The sequence below is a fragment of the Nostoc edaphicum CCNP1411 genome, assembly GCF_014023275.1.
Classification (GTDB): Bacteria; Cyanobacteriota; Cyanobacteriia; order Cyanobacteriales; family Nostocaceae; genus Nostoc; species Nostoc edaphicum_A.
In genome coordinates this window covers 714688-738269 of sequence record NZ_CP054698.1, presented here as the reverse complement: position 1 = coordinate 738269, position 23582 = coordinate 714688, and the positions used below count along the sequence as shown (strand labels likewise).

Here is a 23582-nt window from a genome sequence, read left to right as displayed (position 1 = left end):
TAATTCATAATACATGAATCAGTTTGGTGGTTGAGTTTCCAAAACTTCGGTCTTCTCTAATAAGGCAGTAGTCGCATTGACTACAATCTGTGCTGCTCCTGTGAAGAACGATCGCTCGATAGTCGCTGGAACATCGCTAGGTTGATGATAGTGGGGAGTGCGTAAATTTGCGGTATCTGTGACCAGCACAGCACCCACACCTTGATACCAAAATGGTGCATGGTCGCTGCGTAGGGTATCGGGTGTCAGTAAACCTTTAAAAGGAATCGGCACTGTCAAGACTGCTGGCAGATTTGATTCTTCTTTATTCAGAGCGATTGAGGGGACGTTCTGCGAGTTTTGAAAGGCATTCAGCAAAGGCAAATGTTCTGTATCACCGACTACTGCCAAAAAGTCGCCCTTGTCGCTAGGTGGGGTAACAGGCAATCCGGCAGGGTATTTTTGACACCCAGGAGTGTAACATGCATAACCTACCATATCCATAACGATCGCTCCGCCTAAATTTTGCAAGCGTGCTGTCTTGCTCACAAAAGCCTGACTACCCAAAAGTCCTATTTCTTCCTGGTCAAAAAAAGCTAGCTGTAACGTCCGTGGTGTGGGACGAGAACCGAGTAACCGAGCTACTTCCAGCAATACGGCTATACCACTGGCATTATCATCGGCACCGGGGGATAAAGCAACAGTGTCGTAATGCGCTCCCACAAGAATTGCTTTAGCGGCTTTGTTAGTTCCTGGGCGTTCAGCAAAAATATTCACACCGTCGGAGAACTTTTCTAATTTAGGTTTCCAGCCTAATTTTGTGAGTTCAGTTGTGATATAAGTGCGAGTAAGCGATCGCTCTTTTGTTGTGTAGCGCTGAAAATTTAACTTTTGGACATGGGTTAACAGTCTGTCAGCAGACACTTGTAGGGCATTGTCAACTTCCTGTAACTCTGGCTGTGGTTGGGGTGTTTCCACTGGAATGTTTTGAACAATTTCTGGTGAGGGACGCTGTTCAAAAAATGTGCTACCTCTGCTACCCACCACAGCAACGGCCATCAGTACCAACAGCATCAGCCAAATCCATTTTTTCATGTAATTTATCCTTGGCTTCCAGACTTAGGGTGAGTTCGACAAGTCTTATTTGACCTCTCCCCCAACCCCTCTCCGACACGGAGAGGGGAGCAAAAAGCTGAATTTTTCCTTGCTCCTCCCTTTCCGTTTCGGAGAGGGAGGCTGGGAGGGAGAGGTTCATCGAACTCACGTCAGACTTAGGGTAGCGCAAATCCCCAGGCAGAATGAATGAATCATCGTCTAGATCAACATCAAAATTTTCTCATAAAGTCTCAGTAGTTTTTTGTTGTTCTGTGTCCGCTGAAATTGTTCCTTTACTTCCAGCGAGTCCGAATAAATACTGGTTTACTCCTTCTGCCTCCTGCCTCTTTCAAGAAATAGTTCTATTTTCTAGATTTTCCTAATTTCTTAAAAGACTTCAAGATAGGTTGAGACTTTAACACTGAAGCTGCATATTCCGCGATAATTTTATGACCAGCAGTTGTAGGATGGATGCTGTCCCAGAATAAGAACCTATCTGGGTTGGCTTTACATTCAAATGATGGAGTAGAAGCTGGTATAGTTATTAAAACTGAGCTTCCTATGCAAGAGTCGAGTACATTTGTAAACTCATATTGTCTAGAATTAGCTAAAAGTTGTTTAAATAAATAATTAACATCTAAAAAAATGATGTTTACATTATTTAGTTCTTGGCTTAAAGAATTGAGGCTTTTAATCAACTCGACATTATATTCACTGGCCGAATCGTTGAGTTGTGTGGAGGTTGAACTATTTCTTGTACCCGGTAAGTCTCCCAAATTGAATAAATTAGACACTAGGATGTTTTTAGCCCCAACATTGGCAAGAGCACGCACCGCTGTTGATATATTTGTAACTGGCTGGCTAGGATTTACAGCACTTTGAGAGTAAAGGAAATCATTTGTACCGCCCCACACTATATAAAGTGCATTTGGGTTAACCGACTTATTAACTGCTGTAAATTTCTTAATCTGAGATAAGACTCCTGTTAAATATAAACCAGGTACAGGAGGTATAGTAACGTTATATAACCCAGATTTAGCACCACCAACAGCAAGGTTAGTAATACCAGAGGGATTTAAGCCCATATCTTGCGCAAGATATTCTACCCAGACTGGCCCATTAGAAAAACGTCCATCTTTGTAAGGTGGCGGGGGAATACCTATACCCAATTCACTTTTTGTGATATTGTAAAAATTCTCATCATCAGAATAACTGTCACCAAACACATAAATCTGTTCAAAATCAGCAGCTTCTGACTTCAGTGTAAACATGAATGAGAATAAGAAAAACGCTGCCATTAAAATTGTGTTTTGCATAATATTTTATTCATGTATTTGAGCAATTTTACAAATGACTGGGCAAGAGCAACTCAAAGATTTATTGCAGTAATTTTTTTGCCTAAAGTAAGCGCAAAAATACGGGTTTTGAGACAGAAGGTAGAGTTGTAAATTGTTTATATCTGATTTAAAGTCCTGCATCGTGTAAGTAAGTCGGCGTAAATAATTAAAGGTTTGTAGTGGGGACTTTAGTCCTCTTTTAAGGGCTAAAGCCCTTACTACGAGATAATTCAATTGAGTTTTACATGACTTAATGTAGTTTGATTTATTCTTGCCCACTTACTTACCTCATTTACTTGCAAAATTCTGTAAGTATTAAAATCATTTCAGACTTAGTTGTTAACTATTGATTGAAAAAGGCAAAAATTAATAAATAAAGCTTTTATATTTTTATATATACTCGCCTAATATTTATTAACCTGTAACAAATATGCTAATTTATAGTTAAGTAAGCCATTGATTTTGACTATATATATTAAATAAATAATTGTTTCAAGTTTTAGTTAAATCTTACTACATAAGTTTTTCTTTAGTTTAGTAAAATCAAGACTTTACTGCCATGTTGATAACTTTGTTATTAATTCAAACTCTCGACATGAATTACTTATTGCAAAACAAACTAGCTATGATTATTTAATATCAGTTTCAAACTTTCAAGTCAATAAAAATGCAACAAATATAGAATTTCTCAAACCCTCAAATACTTAGACAGCCGTAATATACTCTACTTAATATTTACTTTATAAATAGGCTCTCAGGGAAAAGTACTTATCAATCGACAGATGGCTTGTTGTGAGCATCTCACTTTTGTAAAAAGCCTAGCGAATTCCATTTGCGGCTACATGGGACAAAACCTACCTACGCGGGTTTCCAATTTCTTAAGTCCGCCTGCACGGACTTAGTTTGTGTAGCCGCGATTTCTAATCGCCAGGTATATTTGCTTTTTTCTTTCCTCATAAGTAAACATCAAGTTTGACGCTTTGTCTTTTGACAGCGATCGCAACTTCAGTTAAAGTGCCGCACTAGAGGAGTACTGAGTACTGTTAGCGGTAGCGGGGCGTTTAGCCCGTACTAAGCAAAGAAGAAGAGGAAAAAAGTTCTTCTTAATTCTTCAAAATCTTTATTTTGACACTCAAGACTCATGACTCAGAACTCAGGACTTTTTTTATGGTAGATTTACTGCTGATTTCAATCCTGGGGTTCCTGGGGAGTTTTGGACATTGCTTTGGGATGTGTGGCCCTCTAACAGTGGCGTTTTCCCTGTCTCATCAGCCAAAAATAGCGCAAACAGCCTCTTTGGGACGGACATCAACCTTAGAAAAGTCCGACACTTGGCAACAGCAATTAAAATTTCACATTCTGCTAAACCTGGGGCGAATGTTGAGCTACGCTCTAGTCGGTGCTGGCATTGGGGCGTTGGGTTCAGTATTGTTGCAAGGTGGACAGCTAGCGGGTGTTGGCAGTGACTTCCGGCGCTGGATGGCGATTTTAACTGGTGTAATGCTGATTTGGTTTGGCTTAGGACAAGTAAAACCCGATTTACTGCCGCGCATTCCCGTATTACATCCCCTATTGCAAGGTAGTTTACACGATCGCCTCAGTACAGGAATGGTTAAGCTTTCCTTAAAAACCAAATGGTGGACACCAATGCTTTTGGGGATGACTTGGGGTTTAATGCCCTGTGGTTTCCTGTATGCAGCCCAAATTAAAGCCGCTGAAACTGGCAATTTATGGATGGGTACAGCTACTATGCTGGCTTTTGGCTTGGGAACCCTACCCACGATGCTGGGGGTAGGCGTCTCTACATCATTGGTAAGTAAAGACAGGCGCAGTCAGTTGTTTCGATTAGGCGGTTGGGTGACGCTCACCATCGGCATCATCACCTTATTGCGGACTGGTGACACAATGGTAGATTACACCGGACACGCCGCTTTAATTTGCTTAATTTTGGCGCTAATTGCGCGTCCCATTAGTGGCTTGTGGGCTTCACCACTGCTTTATCGCCGGGGCTTGGGGGTGGGATCTTTTGTGCTTTCTGTGGTTCACACCGTCCACATGATAGAACACTCATTGCAATGGAATTTTGCCGCCTTTTCTTTTCTGCCGCCAGAATTTCAGTGGGGTATGGCTGCGGGTGCTGTAGCATTGGTATTAATGTCCCCCGCCGCTTTCACGAGTTGGGAATCTTTGCAAAAATCTTTGGGCAAGCGTTGGCGACAGATTCATCTATTGGGTGTGCCAGCCTTGCTCTTGAGTGCCATTCATGCTGTGTTGATTGGTTCCCATTACCTGGGTTCTTTGCAATCAACTTGGGGAAATAAATTAGCAGCCGTACTGATGGGAATTATTATCCTCAGTGTACTGATAGTGCGTTGGGCAAAGCCCTTGCCGTAGGCATCGCGCTTTTTTTGGTCAAAGTTAGCCGTAGAAAAGTTTTATGTTCCCCCAACCAAATCGCGGTAAATCATCCTTATTTTCTGGCTCCATCCCAACGAGTCAAAAACAGAGGCGTTACCCGCTCAAAAACATTTTTTGGCAGAGTCAAGGAACAATAAAGTATTTATTATTCCTGAGTTGCTTAGTTATATCAATAACTAATCTGTACCCTGCATCTGCTCATAAAGTGGAAGTATCCGGAGATGTCGGCGGTACTCTCCACATTGAACCAAATGATAATCCCCGTGCTGGAGAACCCTCTCAAGCTTGGTTTGCACTTACCCGCAGAGGTGGAAGGGTGATTCCCCTCTCACAGTGTAATTGTGAGTTGGCTGTTTATGCCCAACCATACGCAGCGGGAGAGCCACCACTCCTAGAACCACAGTTAGAACCTGTGTCAGCTGAACGCTATAAAGGCATCCCAGGGGCGGAAGTTGTCTTTCCCAAGCCAGGGATTTATGAGTTGCAACTAAATGGTAAACCCGTTTCTGGGGCAAGATTCAAACCCTTTGAGTTCAAATTTGAAGTTACTGTAGCAGGTGGATCTACACAGAATTCACGAAACCTACGAGATGTCAATGGTGATTTGGTAGAGGGTGAATCTCAAAAATTACCAACTTGGGCGATCGCACTTCCAATCCTCGGATTTATCGGCATCTTAGTTGTCGTACTGCAAAATATGAGGCGGAGTGGGGAGTAGGGAGTGCTGAGTGCTGAGTGCTGAGTGCTGAGTGGGGGAGCAGGGGAAGCAAATAATTATTATTCTTTCCCATTGCCCATTCCCCATTGCCCATTCCCCATTCCCCATTCCCCATCCCCTCCTATTTGTGTCGCTTTTGATGCCACTGCCACGCATGAGTGACAATATCTTGGATGGATAGATACTGAGGTTGCCAGCCTAAGATTGTTCTGGCTTTCTCGCTGGTGCCGATGAGAATTGGGGGATCGCCAGGACGGCGATCGCGTTCTTCTACTGGTATGGAAATTCCTGTTATCTGTTGGGCTGCGGCAATAACTTCTCTGACGGAGAAACCGCTGCCATTACCCAAATTAAAAACTTCGCTATCGCCACCTTTTAATAAATATTCCAATCCCAAAATATGAGCATCTGCTAAATCGTTGACATGAATATAATCGCGGATACAAGTACCATCGGGTGTGGGGTAATCGGTGCCGAAAATTGAGATGGATTCTCTTTTGCCTAAAGCTGTCATTAGCACCAAGGGAATCAAATGGGTTTCTGGGTTGTGATCCTCGCCGAGTAAGCCATTGGGATTAGCACCAGCAGCATTAAAATAGCGAAAACGCACTGATTGGAAACCGTAAGCAACATCAAAATCAGAGAGAATCCGCTCTACCATTAGCTTTGTAGCGCCATAAGGATTAATCGGATTTTGGGGATGGGTTTCTGGAATGGGCACGAATTCTGGTACACCGTAGGTGGCACAGGTAGAAGAAAAGACAAATTTCTTCACAGATGCCGCCAGCATCGCTTCTAACAGGGTGAAAGTACCAAGGACATTATTTCGGTAATATTTGGCTGGGTCAGTCACCGATTCTCCTACGTAGGCGTAAGCAGAAAAGTGCATCACAGCAGAAATATCGTGAGTTTTAAATATGTCATCTAGCAAAGCGCGATCGCCTGTATCCCCAACGATCAGTTCTACCTCTAAAACCTTTTCTACCAGTTCACGATGCCCATAGACCAGATTATCAAGTATGACAACGTTATAACCCGCTTGCTTCAAGGCAAGCACTGTATGGGAACCAATATATCCAGCTCCCCCTGTTACCAAAATGGTAGGCTTTCCAGGCGACATAGTTTTTCCTTTTGAGTGGATTACTCAATTAATTTAGTTTACCGGTGCTACATTACTCTTCTGGAAAATTATAAATAATAGGCGCAGTGTCAAAAAATTGCACTAAAATCACTACGACGGTAGTAGTCTTTGGGTGTGAGGTTTGAAGTATTTTAAGTCAAACAGTGCGATTACAATTTGACAATCAAATAAATCCATTTCCCGGAACCTCTCGGTTGGCCCTTACGGGTGACGTTTATAGCGTCGCTAAAACTAGGAAGTCGCCAGTTGTTTTATACAGGGAAATTATGCACGGCAGTTCCTTCTGGGAAGCCACTCCGTTGCGGGGGTTCCCTCCCGTTGAAGGAAGTGGCGTGAAAACCCCAATCAAAGTGAACTGCCTCACCACCACACTGGCTCACCGCACCAGAAAATTTGAGAGTTAATCTATGTTTCTATTGCTAAGTCGGGTACTGCTGTGGCTGCTGATTGGCACTATCGTATATTCTCTGTTCCAGAGATTTTATCCCTCTGGAACTTTTGTAGGGCGATTAATCTTAGTCGTTATCTTGGTAATCGTAGCCCTGTCATTTCTTAACCCCAACGAACCAGCTGTGGCGTCGTTGTGGAGGATGATATCTTTTCCACTCAAGCCTCTAGGAGCTTCTGTTTTACTGATGATTCTTGCCGCTCAGAAAATCAAAGCAGGTGGAATAGAGAAACCAGGAGGATACTTTATAGGTTGGTCACTGACGATTTTGCTGTTGGCAAGTACACCAGCAGTCGCCTATTTCCTTTATAGAGCACCTCTAGCAATGACAGGTGAAACCTATGTAGCAAGTGCTGCACCAATATCTGGGACACTGGTAGCATTAGGGCAACAAAACACCGCCACGAATATCTCTGATGTGACTGGGGATAGCATTCTTTCTTATAATTTGAGAGTGCCGCCCTACCTATTACAAGGAAATCCTCAAGATATTCGCACACGCGGTTTACGGCTTGAAGACTTTGTACCAAATTCAGAAACGTTGCTATTGACAACAAGAACTTGGGAAAGTTATCTCGCTGAAGTTTACAGGTTCTTGCGTGTTCAGCGGTAATAAAGTAAAAAAAGGGGGTAAAGGGTAAAGGGCAAAGGGCAAAGGGTTGAATTAGTTAGCCCACTGTCCCCAAATAGGTTTTTACCCTTCCCCATTCCCTCTGCATAGCTGCCTGCTGGGACTAGCAGTTAATCTATGATGATAAAGTTGCAAAATTGCTTGAATGGCAAAATCTCGACGACTCGCTAAACTCGGTGCTTACCTACGACCCCATTGGCAAGAAATGTCCTTGGGCATTCTGGCTTTGTTGTCTGTTAATGCACTGGGCGTTTATATCCCTTGGTTGATTCGTGCTGGTGTCGATAAACTCTCGACAACCTTCAGTTGGAACCAAATACTACATTACGTAGTGATCATTGTCTTACTCAGTTCGGCAATGTGGCTAATGCGGATGGCATCCCGCATTTGGTTATTTGGGGTGGGGCGTCAGGTAGAATTTGACCTGAAACAACGGATTTTTGAACACTTACTCAAGCTGGAGCCGGCTTATTTTGCCAGTAATACTGCTGGCGATTTGATTAATCGGGCTACCAGTGATGTGGACAATATCAAGCGGTTATTGGGTTTTGCAGTTTTGAGTTTGGCAAATACTGTGTTTGCCTACGCCCTGACACTGCCTGTAATGCTGGCCATTAGTGTGGATCTCACACTAGCCTCCCTGGCAGTGTACCCTTTTATGCTCTTACTGGTGAGTCTGTTTAGCGATCGCTTACGCAAACAACAAGCAGCAGTCCAAGAGCAACTCTCTGACATCAGCGAACTCATTCAGGAGGATATCAGTGGCATTGCCTTAATTAAAATCTATGCCCAAGAAGCTAATGAACGTCGAGCTTTTGCTAAGAAAAATCAGCAGTTATTGACTGCTAACTTAGAACTAGCAAAAATCCGAAATACACTGTTTCCGTTAATTGGCGGGCTAGCTAATGTCAGTTCACTGGTGATTATCTGGCTAGGGGCGGCGCGGATGTCTTCTGGAACCCTTCAGGTTGGCGACTTTTTAGCACTGTTAATTTATGTAGAGCGTCTAGTTTTCCCCACAGCCCTTTTAGGATTCACAATTACTGCCTACCAACGGGGTGAAGTTAGTATAGATCGCCTTGAATCTATTCTCTCTGTCACACCGAAAGTTAAAGATGCAGCCGATGCGATACATCTACCGATGGCTGAACTTAAAGGGGAACTGACAGCTAAAAATCTCACTTACAATTACCCTGGTTCCAATACTCCAGCTTTAGCAAATATTAACTTTACCATTGCTCCTGGAGAAACTGTAGCGATTGTTGGGGCAATTGGTTCGGGGAAATCTACTTTGGCCAATGCTTTGCCGCGCTTGCTGGATATTGAATCAGGACAGTTGTTTTTAGATGGGCTGGATATTACTAAGATAGCTTTGACAGATTTACGAAGTGCGATCGCCTACGTTCCTCAAGATAGCTTTCTATTTAGCACCACAATCAAAAATAATATCCGCTACGGCGATCCAGTTAGCGAACAAGAGCAGATCGAATATGTTGCTAAACTTGCTCAAATTGAATCAGAAATTAACAATTTTCCACAGCAATACGAAACCATTGTTGGTGAACGCGGTATTACTCTTTCTGGCGGACAGCGGCAACGGACTGCTTTAGCTAGGGCCATGCTGGTCAATGCGCCAGTGTTAATTTTAGATGATGCTCTCTCTAGTGTGGATAATCAAACAGCCACACAAATCCTCAACAATCTCTCCGGTGGTACAGAGCGCAAAACAGTAATTTTTATTACCCATCAATTATCCGCGGCGGCGGCGGCTGACCGAATTTTTGTGATGGAAAAGGGGAAAATTGTTCAGATCGGAAATCATTTAGAACTTTTACAACAACAGGGTTTATACAGAACTTTGTGGAGCCAACATCAAGTTGAGGAATTACTGCGGTGATATAGCAATCTGATTTGATTTCTGAATCACTCGTAGAGGTAAGGGACTGGGGACTGGGGACTGGGAAGAAGGAATAAAGGTATACTGAGTTTTGTTCAAAAATCAAATATGAGTCCTATATCTCAATACGGTTTGGTTAAGGCTTTTTGATGAAAATTTTAGATCACAAAGATTCGATAATTTATCACAAAGACGCGATAAATCGCCGTCTCTACAATAATTGGTCTTTTGTAGAGACGGCGATTCATCGCGTCTTTTGCCTTAACCGAACCGTATTGTCCTATATCTTCAACCACTGTTTCAGTGTAATTGCTGAGTAAATTAAAACTTACTCAGCCCTGAATACTGAGTCAGATGAAGCTAGTACAATCTAGCGTAATTACCACGTTAGTTTTTTGGGGTAGGTGGGTAGTATAAATTACCGAAAAAACTAATTTGGCATATAGTGATGTTCAAAACTAAATTATCATCATTCCGTACTTCACGAGAATTTTATACCTCGAATTTAATGCATCGCCATATTGGTGCGATCGCAGTTCTACTTTTAATCAGCTTGCTGAGTTCATTAAGTGGAACACCAGTTAACCATACCATCTCTAACTACTGGGAAGGCTTTCTCTGGGGACTGGCAGACCCAGTAATTGGCTTGGATTGTTTAGTTGGTATTGTTGCTATTGGCTTACTATCATCTGTGTTTATTCGTGGCGCTGTGATAGTTGGATGCTTTGTCTTAGCAGCAATCTTGGGCATTGTAATTCATCTATCCCAGCTAAATTTTCCAGGTGCAGAAATAGCGATCGCTATTTCTACCATCATTTTTAGTACTATGCTGATGATGCCAAATCAACCAAACTTTGTGGTACTTGCTCTCATGGGCATCAGTGCTGGTTTATTTCAGGGTTACACTGTTGATGAATCTATTATTGGGGCAGGAACGATACCATTAATTGCCTATATAGTAGGTATGATCTTAACTCTGTTTGCAGTTGCCATGAGTGCCAGACAAATTGGTACTGCAATCGGTATGGGAGAAATCAACCGAACTTTACCCTGGAAAATTACCATTGCTGGTTTCGCTTTATGTGCGATCGGCATTGTGTTTTTGAGCAATTCAATTATTTAAATAATATATTTCAATTCAGTGGAATACATTCATTCGTGGGGGCGTACACCTAGCTGTGCGCCCCCACTACGTATTAAAGCAATTCGCAATTCGCAATTACGTTTTGCGTTAGCGAGTCCGCGTTCGCTTTTAGCGTCTCGTAGAGAGCGTCCGGGGATTTAGACCCCGACCCAAAACGGGCTGCCTATAGAGGCAGGGGACTTAAACCCCCAAAGTTCATTAAAACTGGAACAGAACACGCTGTAGGGGTAATTCATGAATTACCCCTACAGCATATAGTTTTGCATAAGTCCCAATACCAATTTGAAAAAAGAATACGACAAATAGATCATTTGTAAAGACGCGATGAATCGCGTCTTTACCCAAGGATGTGTTGCAATCATTAATTTAATTGGTATAAGTACAAAAAAGCCTCCCGGCATGGGAGGCTTAAAAGTTAGCGGAGACAACTTGTAACTACAGCGCAATTACAGCGATCGCTCCTCCTAATGCAGAGAAAATCGCGGAGACGAGTGCTGTGGCAAACAGCCACCAAGCTGCTGTAGCTGCGGCTTTGCGGGTTTCTTCTGCTTGCCGCTGTGCTTGATGCTTTACCTGTTCTAGGCGACGTTGGGCTTCGTGCTGTATGCGTTCTGCACGTTGTAATACTGTGTTGCGGGCCCGTTCAATTTGGTCGATGATCCGGTTGGCATCTTCCTCGGAGATGTCCTCACGAGAACTCATAATTGCCACTAGGGTCTCACGGTCAAAAGAGGAGAGGCGATCGCGCAGAGCATCAAATCCCGCCTGGGGATCGTCAAAAAATGTGCGAACATCGTGCTTGATACTGTCATAGTTAAGTTCCGGGCGATCCAAGGAGTTGAGGTAGTTGCGAATGCGGCCAAAAACCCCGTCAATTGCATCTTGAATACCTCGTTGAATATTCCGCACTTGTTCTACAAATTGATCCCTTACAGATACAATATTGTCGGCAATCCGCGCCGCTTCTTCATCAGAAATATCTTCCCGAATTTTCAGCAGGGCGATGATGGTAGAGCGGTCAAAATGGGAAAGGCGATCGCTAAAACTTTCCACCCCGACTCGTGGATCATGCAACAATAATTGCAAGTCACGTTTGATACCTTCAGGATTGAGTTCTTCTTTGCCTGTTTGGCGCAGATACTCTTCCACATAACCTTTGAATGTTTCCACTCTTTGCTGTGTACGGGTAGCAAGGCGACGAGGCGCACGTACAAAGTTGCGAATCGAAGTTTGGGTGGAATCAATGATTTCATTGACTTGTTGTTCACTCAAATCTTGACGTTGACTGAGCAACTTCACTAGTGTATCCCGGTCTACCTGCGACAACCGACGGCGTAGTGCTACGGTTCCCTCTTTGGGATTTTCAAACAATCTGGTCAAATCTCGCTGAATACCCTCTGGATTCAGTTCTTGTTTCCCAGTATTCCGGAGATAATCTGCGATCGTGGTGGTAACAGAGTCGTATTGCTCTTTCGCCTTATCTGCTAAAGCTTGGGGTGTGTGGCGAATACTGTGCCATGACTCTTCAGCAGTATTGATGATTTGATTAATTTGATCTTCACTCAAATCTTCCCGCTGATTCAACAATTGCACCAAAGTATCGCGGTCAAAGCGAGACAAACGTGCCCGAATTGAGGTGATTCCACCTTGGGGATCTTCCAGTAACTTTTTGAAGTCGGCGCGGATGGCATCAGGATTCAGTTCTGATTTTCCGGTGTTACGCAGATATGATTCTACATTCAGCCACAGGGTTTCTGCTTGATATTGTGCCTGTTCAGCTAGTCCTTTGGATTCTACCAAGACGCGATCGCGTTGTTTTTCCAACTCATCCAGAATGCTGTCTACTTCATATAGCTGGACATCATTACGTTGCAGCAATATCTCCCGAATTTCCTGCCTTTCAATCTGTGCCAGTCGCAATGTCAGGGTTTCATAATCTGCCTCTGGGTCTTGCAACAGAGGTTTGAAATTCTGCTCAATGCCTTCGGCTGTGAAATCTGCTTTTGGAGTAACGAGCAGATAACTTTCCACTGCGCGTTGCAAGTCTTGGACTATCTCTCTTTCTTCGATCGCTCTCACTGTCACTAGGACTTCTTGGCGGACAGTTTCTAACCGATCGGCAATGCGCTGAATTTGTCCTTGGGTGAGCAATCCCCGCTGTTGGAGGATTTTGGCGAAATCATTACTAGATAGTCGTTCTAGTTCCCTGCGGACGATTCCAGGGTCGGCTGCTGGGTCGTAGATGACATCATGAAATTCCTGAGTGATTTTTTCTGGACTCAGTTGCCAAGCATAAGTGTTGTACAGGTAATTTTCGACATCAGCCCGAATTGGACTATAAGGTTGCGATGGCGTTGGCAACCCTAGCTTATCTGCTTCTTGGGTGACTTTCTCTTTGGCAGTGGTGAGGCTACGCAAGATTTTTTCCACATCTAAATCAGACAAATCTGTGCGTCCCAACACGATGCCGGTTAAGGCAGATAGTCCTTGCTGGAGTGTACTTTGAATTGGCCCCGTAGCTGCTTTTTGGTCAGATCCTTTGGAACCACCCTTGTCTGCGACTAAACGATCCAGCTTGGCGTTGAGTTCATCTGTCTTGCTTTGTCCTGGTGGAAGTGATTTCAGATAATCCATCAACTCACCCAAACGGTCTTCCGTGGGTGGTTGCTGACTTACCACTTGCTGCCAAACTTTATACAACGTATCAGCAATGCGGCTAACGTCTTTTTTGGAAAGGTCGGTGCGACTGCTGACTAACTCGATGAACTTTTGGCGGTCGATGTTGCGGATATCTGGAGTCCCTGCGATCGCTTTTAATTGCGGATCGTTGAGTAAATTTTCAAAATCACTCCGAATCTTTGACACATCGAGTTCTGGAGGACGGATCTTTTCTAAGTAATCTTCAATGTTTTCCCGGATACTTACGGGGTCGATGCCGCTTCCTAATTCTCGACGGATAGCGGCGGCGGCGGCTTCAGCTGTCGCGACCACTTGGTTATTCACAGCTTTAGCACCCAGTGCGGCGGTAGCAGTCCCCATAATCGCCTGAAAGCCGGAAGTTGCGGTATTGACGACTGAGCCAATTAAGGAACCCACTGTGGTGGAACTTACCCAAACGAGAATTAAAAAGTAAGCACCCCAAATCACCAAACCGAGAATCGCTCCCAATCCTGGATCTAAGATTACCAGGCTCAATTTTACTGCGAGGAAAGAAGCGATTAATAAGGCGATCGTCACAGTGATTAATGTCCAAATCCCCACTGCTGTGCCGATTTTGCGAATGCTGCCACCCAAACTTCCCACTTCCCCATCATCTGAATCCGAATCAGATGAGTGCCCCAGGTAGGAAATACCGGCTGCAAGGGAGAGATTAGTTAGAACTAGTTGGAAAGCAAAGGCTAGAATCACGCCGGAGATTAAAGCCACAAAAAAGCGCGGCCCGGAAACAAGAGCCGATGCCTGTGCTGGCGTGACGTTTGAGGGATCTCCTGTAATCTGTGCTAGCCACAATAGTGGCTTGTAGAGTCCCAGCATGATTTCCGTACTTTGGAACATTGTATTTCCTTCTTCTAAGGTTTAAATTTGGGGAATTAAGATTTTCTTGAGAAGCAACTCTTAGTATTTATGTTTGTACCTATGGCAATACCTAACTCTTTAGATCAGAATCGTAGAATTTAGCTGTTTAAAGCATCCATCAAAAGGCTGAAACCCTCATCCAGCGGAAGATATAAGTTTTATTGTCTCTTGATGAAAAACTTGATCTAATTGGCAGACAAGATTATGTGTATATAGCTAATTTATAATTTTTAATTAGTTATTTTTAGCGATTGATTGTACATGAATTATAAGCTTTACAATATTTCGTATTTATTTACATAGCTATTTTTTGTCACCCTCTCAAGGTGGATTTGTCTGTACCAATATGTTGTTGATTATCGTCCTAAAGAAGTGTCTATAGTTTGTTTCTACAGGCATAAAGCAGTTTAGTTATAAATAGCTACATTAAAGTTAACAAACACATCTTGAGTACAAAAAAATGGAAACACGTCCTACCACTGATTTATCAGCTGTTGCTAAAGCTTATAACGGCATAGATCGCAACGCATTTTTGTTTGGCTGGACTCCTCAAGCCGAAATCTGGAACGGTCGATTAGCAGCTATTGGCTTTCTTGCCTATTTACTTTGGGATTTAGCCGGTTTTAGCGTTCTGCGCGACGTATTACACATAATTGGTTACTAATAAATAGTCTGCCACAGTCATTCTGACTGATTAAGAACCTATAGGAGTCCGATTTGATTTTTGAACAAAATTAGGCATTTGTAGGGTGCGTTATACTGTCGCTAACGCACTCTGCTGGCGTGGCAAGGCTAAAATGTTCCAAAAAATTGTAGGTTGGGTGGAGGCTTTGCGTAACCCAACATCTTGATAGATATATGTTGGGTTGCGCTCCGCTCCACCCAACCTACGTCTAATGCACTATTTGAAGCTTGCCACGCCGCTACGTATATTTTCAAAAATCAAATATTTACGCCGACTTACTTAGCACTATCCTTACCTAAAGTAAAAACCGAAACAACACATATAAAGCTGAAGCTACTAGTTGTAATAGCATCACTGGAATACCGTAGTGGAGAAAAGTTTTAAACGAGATGCGGCGTCCATGCTGCTCAGAAATCCCAGCGGCTACGATATTAGATGATGCACCTACAAGTGTGCCATTACCTCCTAAAGTTGCACCAAACATCATGGCATAAAACAGAGGTAATACTTCTGGCGGAAACTGTCCTTGAAAGTCTTGTGCTAAAACTTCTGTGGGTGCTAATCCGACAGTCACAATATATTGTTTCAGTAAGGGAACCATCCCCACCACTAGAGGAATATTGGGCACTACGCTAGATAATATTCCCACAAAAAATAATAAAAATAGAGAACCCAGGATAATATTTTTTCCTAAAATTACTGCCAATATTCCTGATAAACCACTGATTACACCTGTTTTTTCTAGTCCTCCGATTAGCACAAAAATACTCATGAAAAATATCAATGTACTCCAGTCTACATCCCGCAAAATGTTGTTAACTGAATCGATTTTGCTATGGTGAGATAAAAGCAAAGCTAAAGCTGCTCCTAACAAAGCTGCGGCAGCAGGTGAAATCGGAACTGGTAGAGATTCTCCGATGACAAAAAATAGCAGGACGAAAAATACAATAACTGCACCGAAGCTTAAAGCACGTGGATGATTTATTTGTGGGTGTGGCAGTTCTTCAAGATTATCTAACTGTGTATTCCAAATTTTACGGAATAAAAATGGCAGTGTTGCAATCACTATGACAATGGCAATCACTCCTCCTAAACTCAATTTCAATAAATAATCTGTAAAGCTGATATTCACAGCATCACCGACAATAAATGTAGCAGGATCTCCAACTAAAGTCAGCAGTCCGGCACTATTAGCAACAAACACCATTAAAATCAATAATGGTACGAAATTTATCCCAATTTCCTCCGCCATTGGTGGAATTAAAGGTGCTAGCAACATTACTGTTGTGGCATTTGGTAAGACTGCACAAATGGGTGTCACAATAGCGACAATACCAAGTAATAGACGTTTGCCTTGTCCTTTCGCTAAGAGTACTATTTGAGTAGCTAAATAATCAAATATCTTGGTAGGCTCAAAAGCCCGTACTAACACCATAACTCCAAAGAATAAACCGAGTGTTCCATGACTGTTACCGATGTAACCAACAGCTTCTTGTAAAGTCATGACGTTACTAAAAACTAACAATAATGCTCCTAGTAATGCTGCAATAGTGAGATGTACCCATTCCGTCATTACTAAAAAAATGACGCTTGTAAACGTAATCACACTAAGGATTGCTTGCCAGTTTTCCACACCCTAACCTCTCGAAGTTTAATTGGTTGAATAGTAGCGAAAAAAGCCACCTATTTATAGGTGACTTATCTGTGATTAAAATTGGATAAAAATTACTGAAATTTGAAATAGCGATTATTCATCAATACAACTGGGAATACCCAAAACGGCGCAGGGAAAATTAGAGCCTAGTGCCTCAATCATTGGGTGATTAACAGAGTTGCAACCTAAAAACAGAATATCGGCATTTTCTGATTCAACAACTTTGGCAAGTTCTGTAGAAATGCAGCCAAAGCGCAAATGAGATTTGAAGCAACCCTGCCATTCTTCAGCTAGACTTCGAGCTTGCCAAAGAATTATATCTGCTTGTTGTAAGGGAGTTACTATTGCCTGCAATTTGGGTTGAGTTAATACCAGTGTGACAGACTTTGATACTTCACTAACTTGACATTCCAATGAAGGCTGTTGTTGTGGAAAGCTCAAGATATTTGGAGCCTGACTGCTTTGATTATCTTCTAATACATAAACAGCTTGAACTGTAACTTCTGCATTAGTAGCTAAACGGGTTTGATGGGCAATCCAAAAGGCAATATCTAATGCCGTATGACTTTTGGGAGATCCGTCATAAGCAACAATTAAATTAACTGCTTTTGAGCTTTGAGGTTTGTTATAAAAAGGTTTTTTAGGTTCTGGCAGCAGTACCATTTGTTCAATTAAGTCATCTCGACCTGTGGCACTTTGCAGACGTGCTAACATTGGCTTGATTTGCACAGTTTTACTTCTCCCAATGAAATGAATTAGTAATGAGAAGCAGGGGGACAAATTTTGGATTTTGGACTTCGGCTACGCTCAGTCGAACGATTTTGGATTTTAAATTGAGTAACGATAACCAAAATCTCAAATCTTAAATCAGTCAAGGAAACCCCAATAATAACTGTATTACAGCCAAACTCTTGGGGGTTCCTTCCATTGCCTACGGAGTTAGCTGACGGGCTAAGACTGGAAGGTGTCTCTCTCTTAGGAGTGCTGTTAGCGGAAGCGGGGTGTTTAGCCCGTGCTAAGTGTTGAGTCCTGAGTTAGAACTTCTGACTCTTAAATTGCTGCTCTCTGCAAGATTAGCCCCAAACATTGGTTCCTCCGTTCCAAATCCAGCTTTCATGAATTTGAATTAGGCTACCCACTAAAAAAAATGATAATCTAATTTACTCGTCTTGGGCAAAATATCGATCAAGGAAATTTAAGGCGTGGTTGCGGAGTTCAAAATATTCTTTTGAGTTTCGCATGGCGGCGCGATCGCGTGGATGCTCAAAAGGAACTTCTAAAATCTCCCCGATACTAGCAGACGGGCCATTGGTCATTAAGACGATGCGATCGGACATATAAATTGCTTCGTCTACATCGTGGGTAATCATCATCACTGCTTGACGATTATTTTCCCAAATATCCAATACCTGCCGCTGCAATTTGCCACGAGTTAGCGCGTCTAGTGCCCCAAAAGGTTCATCCATCAGCAACATTTTAGGACGAATTGCTAAAGCTCTGGCAATACCTACTCGTTGTTTCATACCTCCAGAGATTTCATCAGGATATTTGTCAGCCGCCGCCGTCAAGTTTACCATTGCCAAGTGCTGATTTACAATGCTAATTTTCTCAGCCCGATTAGCATTTTTTAGCACTTCATCCACAGCTAAACGGATATTTTCTCGTACTGTTAACCAAGGTAACAGCGAATAGTTCTGAAATACCATCATCCGCTCGGCTCCTGGCTGACGAATTTCTTTTCCATCTAGCCGGACTGAGCCGGAAGTTGCTTTTTCTAAACCAGCTACTATCTTTAATAGAGTTGATTTACCACAACCGGAGTGACCAATTACAGAAATATATTCATCTTCACCAATTGTCAGATTAACTCCATCTAAAACGACAAAATTCTCTTGATCAGGTGTCGGATAAGACTTGACTAAATTTTCAATTTCTAAAAATCCAGTGCGGGGAAGAACTTCGGTCTGGGTATTAATAGGGAATGAAGTATATTCCATCATCAAATGCTCCCGAAATAATTTAGTCAATCAATTTTGGATTGTTTCCGATCAAAAGGATGCTGGCTGCTGATAGCGCAGCATTAGCGACGTATGATATAAATGGTCGCTGACCCACCCGACCGTATTGAACAGACAGGCTAACTTCAAAGTAGTAGTAAGATATTTGCCGCAGATAAATCGGTAGATCGGGGAAAGAACACTGTTAGCTGGTCTGCTATTGCAATAAATCCAAGCGGTGTTGTGCAAATAAAAATCAAACTGCCTGTGGTAGACGGGCGGCTGCCTGTTGACGCTTTGTAAGACCAGACGCTCGATGACTCGCTAACGCTGCGCTATCATCGGATTTAGTTCCGAATTTCTAGTAATAGGAATGCCTAACGTGGCAAGAGCGGATGAAACGGGAAACCCAAAAGACGAATAAGACCGTCGTTGCTGTAGTTGAAATTGGAAGCTCCTTTTTCAGCGAAGCAAAAAGGGGTATTTCACGACATGAAAAAGTTAGTGGGAGCGTTAGCCCTGATAGCAAAACTATTTAGATAACCCACCGGATCGCTGGGATCGAAGCCTTTCTTATCTATAAATACTTCTGGTGGTTCGACCTTGTAATCATCCTTGGGACACTCAATGCCCATTTCAGATGCTATCTCCCGATATAAATCTGTTCTCCAGCCATCTTCGGCTAGTTCCTCGGCATTTTTGGGGAATTCCTTAATTTGACCCCACCGGGCTGCTTGTGTCATTAACCAGATACTTCTCGATCTCCATAAGAATGTCGAGTGTTCTCCTGGCTGCTTGGGAAGGTTGTCAGGAATATCGAAGAAAATCGTGGTGTCATCGGCTTGGATGGTGCGGTCTTTGCCGTCAAAGCCGCCGTAATTATAGTTGCCCAGAATTCCGGGACTTGTAAATTTCGCAATTGGAGCATCTTGATTTTTGGGTTTAGCACCTGTAAAGGAACGGTCTGTAAGTAGTTCGGCTACTTCTTGGCGATTTTCTACTTTGCTGCAATACTGACAGGCTTCAATCATCGCCTTGACTAAAGAACGATAGGTTTTGGGATATTTTTCGATGAAAGATTGCATCACTCCCAACAAACGATCTGGGTGTCCCAACCAGACTTCTTTACCTTGTGCGAAGGTAAAGCCGATGTTTTCATTACCTGTTATTGCTCGTGTATTCCAGGGTTCTGCAACCATGTAAGCTTGCATGGCACCAATCCGCACGTTTGTTACCATTTGAGGGGGCGGAACGATGATGATCCGAAATTCTTTGAGAGGATCAACACCTGCGGCGGCGGATACGTAGCGGACAAAGTATTCATAAATGGCAGAACTTAATACTACCGCCCAGACTTTGTTTTCTGACGACTGCTTCTCAAAATAGCCTCGGAAATCGCGCCCAAAGGCTTCCAAAGCGCCATCGCCATATTGTTCTTGATATTCGTACCACGGACGCAGCCCAAAATCCCACATGGCTTTGTTCATTGTCATGGCGTTACCATGACGATGAATGGTCATGGCTGCACACAAGGAGGCTTGGCGTGCGCCTTCAGCACCAATTCTGGCGTTGGTGACAGCACCGGATACTACGGGTGAAGCATCCAGGCGACCAAAAATTAAACCGTCGCGGGAATTAGCCCAACTAGCTTCGCGGTTGAGTGTAACGTTCAAACCATATTTGCGGAAGAAACCTTTTTTCCAGGCGATCGCAAATGGCGCACAATCATTAACGGGAACGTAACCAATGGTAAGGTCAGATTTTTCTAGGTCTTGCGATCTAACTACTGGTTGCACGGCTAAGGCTTCTTCAGTTAGTCCTTTAGCTGATCTATCTCCTGAAATTCCACAGGAAGATAGCGCTATTCCGGTTGTGGTTGCTCCGATTCCTTTAATAAAATCTCGTCGAGTCCAGTTATTATCACCCATTTTTGTAGCTCCATTGGTGATCAATTACTCACGCTTCAAGCGCAGAGTATTGTTACATTTTGCTGTTTTGATAGCAGCCGAATTTTGTTAGTTGGCAGTTCTAGGGCGATGGGTTACTAATTCTTGGAGTTTGCCCAAGGCGTAATCTAGGATTAACCCAGTTACACCAATTATCAACACAGCTAAAAAGACTGAACTCAAGTTTAAACGACTCCATTCATCCCAGACAAAAAAGCCGATACCAACACCACCTGTGAGCATTTCTACAGCAACGATTACTAGCCAAGCTATCCCTAAACTAATTCGCAAACCTGTAAAAACATACGGCAAACTTGCAGGCCAAATGATTTTTGTAATTCGTCGCCAACGTGGCATTTCCAGCACTCGTGCCACATCTAAATAATCTTTGGGAACGCTAGAAACTCCTAATGCGGTATTAATAATTGTCGGCCATAAGGAGGTAATAAAGATGACAAAAATGGCGGAAGGATCTGCTAAGTTGAAAATTGCTAAGGCGATGGGCAGCCAAGCTAGGGGCGATACGGGTTTAAAAATTTGAATTATCGGATTAAGTGCTAGCATTGCCGGTCTGGACATCCCAATTAGAAATCCTAGAGGAATCGCTACTACCGCACCTAACAAAAAGCCTATTAATACCCGACGCAGACTTGCGATCAACAACCAACCAATTCCCAAGTTGCCTGGGCCTCTTTGGTAGAAGGGATTTAAGATGTAGTCTAAATTAGCGATTAGCGCTTCTGGTGGAGTGGGCATCAATTCATGGTTGGCAAGTGCAATAATCCACCACAGGACAATTATTCCCAAGAAGCCCAATACTGGTAAAAAGAAGACATCTCTAAAAATGACAGGTTTGGTCTTTTTCCAAACGGCTTGCCCCGCGATCGCCGCGATCGCTGCTAAATTTAGTTGAAATATCATTGACGACCTCAACAGATTTAAGTGCAGGTACAAAAAGTCTGAGCAGTACCAGCCTTGGACACTGATGAGATTAGAACATTATAAAAATGCCGTCTCTTCAGTCTCCTCTCAATGCCTACGAAGTTAGCTGACGGGCTAGGGCTGAGAGATGCCCTTCTTTTAAGAGTGCTGAGTGCTGAGTTCCGAGTGCTGAGTTGAATTTATAAACTCTTCACTTTTAACTCTCAACTCCTCACTTTCTATAAGATTCGCCCCACAATTTGGTTCCTCCGCTCCAACGTCACGCACTGTGATGCGTTGGATTAGGCTGACTTACTCGAATAGATACTAGATTGTCCACATTATAACATCGATATGTAGAACATAACATTAATGCTTTAGTAACTACATCTGTTTTATGATAAATATTGTTTCTTTTAATACTAAAGTTAAGTACCTACATTGGCTTTTCGGTAATCAAGAAAATCTCTAATTTTGGTTATGTTGTGAGTGAACTCCTTACACAGAAAACTAACCAATTTAATTAAGTCAAGTATCAAGCCTGTTAAATGCTAGAGTTTTATTGTCTACTCTAAGATATATATTATACTGCACAGATTTTATCTACGGTTAGTTAATCTAACCAACGAAAGAATGTGTAAAATCTATTTCTTTTGGTAGGTGGAACATATCGATTTTTTTGGTAAATATCCATTTCACTCGCTAAACTATTTGGATATGGAAGTTTACTCATCTATCTCCTAGCTGAATTTAACATAATGGATTTTAGTCAAGTACTGGCTGAAAAAACGGATACCATCCTCAAAAAATGGATTGCAGCGGTTCGTAAGGATAGACGCATTGAAAGTGCTGATGAACTATCTTATACAGCAGTAAAGGATCACGTCCCTGATCTTTTGAAAGCAATGGTGACAGTTCTTTCAAAATCTCAGGATAATGATATTCAGTCAATGGTTATTGCCAGTTTTCAGCATGGAGCGATTCGAGCCGAACAAGGCTTTGATCCAGCAGAAATTGCCAGAGAATATCATCTGCTGCGAACAGTAATATTTGATGCTATACAAGCAGATTTATTGAAGGGAACCCCATCAGAGATAATTCGTTCCATGCGTTTGATTGATGCGATTGTAGATGAAGCGATCGCTCAATGTTTCAAGAGTTATTTTGAGCAACGCTTGCGGGAATTACACCGATTGCAAGCATCACTAACGCTCCATAATGAGGAACTCACGCGGTTAATTAGCGCTAATCAAGAGTATCTTTCCCAATTAGCCCACGAATTGAAACATCCCCTCACTTCCATTATTGGCTACTCGGATCTATTTTTACGCCAACAACGACGCAAGACTGAGATAAAAGACAACTTTACCAATTTAGAACATATTGAGCGAGTACTACGCAATGGTAGACAGTTACTTCATCTGATTAATGATGTACTAGAACTTTCGCGCTATGAAGCGGGGCAGATAAAAATCCAATTAGCGCCTACGGATGTAAGTGAATTAATTGGTAATGTGTGTGAAATGTTAGAACCTTTAGCTGCGGGAAAAAATTTACAAATTGTGGTGGATTGCGATCGCGCTCCCGAAAAGGTAATGGCAGATTCTTTTCAATTGCAACAGATTATCACAAATCTTATTAGTAACGCGATTCGTTATACAGAGTCGGGGACTGTGATTATAATGTGTCAGGTGTTAGAGAACCAGAGATGGGCGATCGCAGTTTCTGATACAGGAATTGGCATCGCACCAGAAAACCAAACCCAGATATTTGAACCCTATTTTCGTGTAAGTGCTAGCGATCGCCCCTATCTTCCCGATAGTACTGGGTTGGGATTAGCGATCGTATCGCGGTTGGTAAAATTATTGCAAGGTCAAATTAACCTAGCCTCGCAGGTAGGTGTTGGTTCTACTTTCACTGTCATTTTTCCTTTGGAAATGGAATTTTAAAAGTATTGGGTGATTGGAAATCACGAATACACAAGCATTGTCCACC

Annotated in this window: 18 protein-coding genes, 1 pseudogene and 2 riboswitches; of the genes and pseudogenes, 8 read left to right on the top strand and 11 right to left on the bottom strand. The window is 42.6% G+C overall.

The window, feature by feature from the left end; all coding sequences use genetic code 11:
- Window positions 1–18 precede the first annotated feature (18 nt).
- The 3 genes from HUN01_RS05870 to HUN01_RS05860 all read right to left on the bottom strand — a co-directional run bounded on the left by HUN01_RS05870 (window position 19) and on the right by HUN01_RS05860 (window position 2390).
- A complete protein-coding gene (locus tag HUN01_RS05870) occupies window positions 19–1074 on the bottom strand; it encodes a M28 family peptidase (RefSeq protein ID WP_181930482.1) in 1056 nt (351 codons plus the stop codon).
- On the bottom strand, window positions 1016–1234 hold the full coding sequence (locus tag HUN01_RS05865) for a hypothetical protein (RefSeq protein WP_181930481.1): 219 nt from the start codon (window positions 1232–1234) through the stop codon (window positions 1016–1018). Before HUN01_RS05865 ends, HUN01_RS05870 begins: the two co-directional genes overlap by 59 nt.
- A gap of 202 nt (window positions 1235–1436) precedes the next feature.
- Window positions 1437–2390: an SGNH/GDSL hydrolase family protein gene (locus HUN01_RS05860; protein ID WP_181930480.1), complete on the bottom strand. Its 954-nt coding sequence runs from the start codon at window positions 2388–2390 to the stop codon at window positions 1437–1439.
- A gap of 1188 nt (window positions 2391–3578) precedes the next feature.
- Between HUN01_RS05860 and HUN01_RS05855 the strand changes: the two are divergent.
- Window positions 3579–4874, top strand: a pseudogene (locus tag HUN01_RS05855) (urease accessory protein UreH domain-containing protein).
- Window positions 4849–5547, top strand: coding sequence for a hypothetical protein (locus HUN01_RS05850; protein WP_238846015.1), 699 nt, complete (start codon window positions 4849–4851; stop codon window positions 5545–5547). The pseudogene HUN01_RS05855 and the gene HUN01_RS05850 overlap by 26 nt, the downstream one beginning before the upstream one ends.
- A 121-nt stretch (window positions 5548–5668) precedes the next feature.
- Here HUN01_RS05850 and galE read toward each other — a convergent pair whose 3' ends face one another.
- The gene (gene galE, locus HUN01_RS05845; RefSeq protein ID WP_181930479.1) at window positions 5669–6667 is read right to left on the bottom strand and encodes a UDP-glucose 4-epimerase GalE; all 999 of its coding nucleotides are present in this window, start codon (window positions 6665–6667) and stop codon (window positions 5669–5671) included.
- 164 nt (window positions 6668–6831) lie between these two features.
- On the opposite strand from galE, the gene HUN01_RS05840 reads away from it, so the two are divergent.
- The 3 genes from HUN01_RS05840 (at window position 6832) to HUN01_RS05830 (ending at window position 9664) form a co-directional block, all read left to right on the top strand.
- Complete coding sequence (locus HUN01_RS05840) at window positions 6832–7092, top strand: hypothetical protein (protein ID WP_181930478.1); 261 nt, start codon at window positions 6832–6834, stop codon at window positions 7090–7092.
- Window positions 7093–7095: 3 nt separating this feature from the next.
- The gene (gene fraI / locus HUN01_RS05835) at window positions 7096–7749 is read left to right on the top strand and encodes a septal nanopore formation protein FraI (protein WP_181930477.1); all 654 of its coding nucleotides are present in this window, start codon (window positions 7096–7098) and stop codon (window positions 7747–7749) included.
- 163 nt (window positions 7750–7912) lie between these two features.
- Entirely contained in the window at window positions 7913–9664 is a 1752-nt protein-coding gene (locus HUN01_RS05830) for an ABC transporter ATP-binding protein (protein ID WP_181930476.1), read from the top strand.
- Window positions 9665–9822: 158 nt separating this feature from the next.
- On the opposite strand, the gene HUN01_RS05825 is transcribed toward HUN01_RS05830, so the two are convergent.
- Window positions 9823–9960 (bottom strand): hypothetical protein, encoded by a 138-nt coding sequence (locus HUN01_RS05825; RefSeq protein WP_181930475.1) that lies wholly within the window; start codon window positions 9958–9960, stop codon window positions 9823–9825.
- 152 nt (window positions 9961–10112) lie between these two features.
- Here HUN01_RS05825 and HUN01_RS05820 point away from each other — a divergent pair, with 152 nt between their 5' ends.
- Complete coding sequence (locus tag HUN01_RS05820) at window positions 10113–10787, top strand: HupE/UreJ family protein (RefSeq protein WP_181930474.1); 675 nt, start codon at window positions 10113–10115, stop codon at window positions 10785–10787.
- 456 nt (window positions 10788–11243) lie between these two features.
- On the opposite strand, the gene HUN01_RS05815 is transcribed toward HUN01_RS05820, so the two are convergent.
- Window positions 11244–14363, bottom strand: a complete 3120-nt coding sequence (locus HUN01_RS05815; protein WP_181930473.1) for an MFS transporter — start codon at window positions 14361–14363, stop codon at window positions 11244–11246.
- 481 nt (window positions 14364–14844) lie between these two features.
- On the opposite strand from HUN01_RS05815, the gene HUN01_RS05810 reads away from it, so the two are divergent.
- On the top strand, window positions 14845–15048 hold the full coding sequence (locus tag HUN01_RS05810) for a high light inducible protein (protein ID WP_181930472.1): 204 nt from the start codon (window positions 14845–14847) through the stop codon (window positions 15046–15048).
- A 316-nt stretch (window positions 15049–15364) separates the two neighbouring features.
- Here the strand turns inward: HUN01_RS05810 and HUN01_RS05805 are convergent, their stop codons facing one another.
- The 5 genes from HUN01_RS05805 to ntrB form a co-directional block, all read right to left on the bottom strand.
- On the bottom strand, window positions 15365–16702 hold the full coding sequence (locus tag HUN01_RS05805; RefSeq protein ID WP_181930471.1) for an ArsB/NhaD family transporter: 1338 nt from the start codon (window positions 16700–16702) through the stop codon (window positions 15365–15367).
- Window positions 16703–16816: 114 nt separating this feature from the next.
- Window positions 16817–17437 (bottom strand): universal stress protein, encoded by a 621-nt coding sequence (locus HUN01_RS05800; RefSeq protein WP_181932573.1) that lies wholly within the window; start codon window positions 17435–17437, stop codon window positions 16817–16819.
- Between the two features lie 199 nt (window positions 17438–17636).
- Window positions 17637–17866, bottom strand: a riboswitch (cyclic di-AMP (ydaO/yuaA leader).
- A gap of 17 nt (window positions 17867–17883) precedes the next feature.
- Entirely contained in the window at window positions 17884–18720 is an 837-nt protein-coding gene (locus HUN01_RS05795) for an ABC transporter ATP-binding protein (RefSeq protein ID WP_181932572.1), read from the bottom strand.
- Between the two features lie 485 nt (window positions 18721–19205).
- Window positions 19206–20648, bottom strand: coding sequence for an ABC transporter substrate-binding protein (locus HUN01_RS05790; protein ID WP_181930470.1), 1443 nt, complete (start codon window positions 20646–20648; stop codon window positions 19206–19208).
- An 87-nt stretch (window positions 20649–20735) separates the two neighbouring features.
- Window positions 20736–21587 carry a nitrate ABC transporter permease gene (ntrB, locus tag HUN01_RS05785; protein WP_181930469.1) on the bottom strand — a complete coding sequence of 284 codons (852 nt, stop codon included), beginning with the start codon at window positions 21585–21587 and terminating at the stop codon, window positions 20736–20738.
- Between the two features lie 97 nt (window positions 21588–21684).
- Window positions 21685–21906, bottom strand: a riboswitch (cyclic di-AMP (ydaO/yuaA leader).
- 439 nt (window positions 21907–22345) lie between these two features.
- Here ntrB and HUN01_RS05780 point away from each other — a divergent pair.
- The gene (locus HUN01_RS05780) at window positions 22346–23536 is read left to right on the top strand and encodes a sensor histidine kinase (RefSeq protein WP_181930468.1); all 1191 of its coding nucleotides are present in this window, start codon (window positions 22346–22348) and stop codon (window positions 23534–23536) included.
- Window positions 23537–23582 lie beyond the last annotated feature (46 nt).

Bases quoted from the DNA above. Each gene is read 5' to 3' on its own strand.
- HUN01_RS05870 (WP_181930482.1), bottom strand. From the start codon at position 1,074: ATGAAAAAATGGATTTGGCTGATGCTGTTGGTACTGATGGCCGTTGCT.
- HUN01_RS05865 (WP_181930481.1), bottom strand. From the start codon at position 1,234: ATGAACCTCTCCCTCCCAGCCTCCCTCTCCGAAACGGAAAGGGAGGAG.
- HUN01_RS05860 (WP_181930480.1), bottom strand. From the start codon at position 2,390: ATGCAAAACACAATTTTAATGGCAGCGTTTTTCTTATTCTCATTCATG.
- HUN01_RS05850 (WP_238846015.1), top strand. From the start codon at position 4,849: ATGTTCCCCCAACCAAATCGCGGTAAATCATCCTTATTTTCTGGCTCC.
- galE (WP_181930479.1), bottom strand. From the start codon at position 6,667: ATGTCGCCTGGAAAGCCTACCATTTTGGTAACAGGGGGAGCTGGATAT.
- fraI (WP_181930477.1), top strand. From the start codon at position 7,096: ATGTTTCTATTGCTAAGTCGGGTACTGCTGTGGCTGCTGATTGGCACT.
- HUN01_RS05830 (WP_181930476.1), top strand. From the start codon at position 7,913: ATGGCAAAATCTCGACGACTCGCTAAACTCGGTGCTTACCTACGACCC.
- HUN01_RS05820 (WP_181930474.1), top strand. From the start codon at position 10,113: ATGTTCAAAACTAAATTATCATCATTCCGTACTTCACGAGAATTTTAT.
- HUN01_RS05815 (WP_181930473.1), bottom strand. From the start codon at position 14,363: ATGTTCCAAAGTACGGAAATCATGCTGGGACTCTACAAGCCACTATTG.
- HUN01_RS05810 (WP_181930472.1), top strand. From the start codon at position 14,845: ATGGAAACACGTCCTACCACTGATTTATCAGCTGTTGCTAAAGCTTAT.
- HUN01_RS05800 (WP_181932573.1), bottom strand. From the start codon at position 17,437: ATGTTAGCACGTCTGCAAAGTGCCACAGGTCGAGATGACTTAATTGAA.
- HUN01_RS05795 (WP_181932572.1), bottom strand. From the start codon at position 18,720: ATGGAATATACTTCATTCCCTATTAATACCCAGACCGAAGTTCTTCCC.
- HUN01_RS05790 (WP_181930470.1), bottom strand. From the start codon at position 20,648: ATGGGTGATAATAACTGGACTCGACGAGATTTTATTAAAGGAATCGGA.
- ntrB (WP_181930469.1), bottom strand. From the start codon at position 21,587: ATGATATTTCAACTAAATTTAGCAGCGATCGCGGCGATCGCGGGGCAA.
- HUN01_RS05780 (WP_181930468.1), top strand. From the start codon at position 22,346: ATGGATTTTAGTCAAGTACTGGCTGAAAAAACGGATACCATCCTCAAA.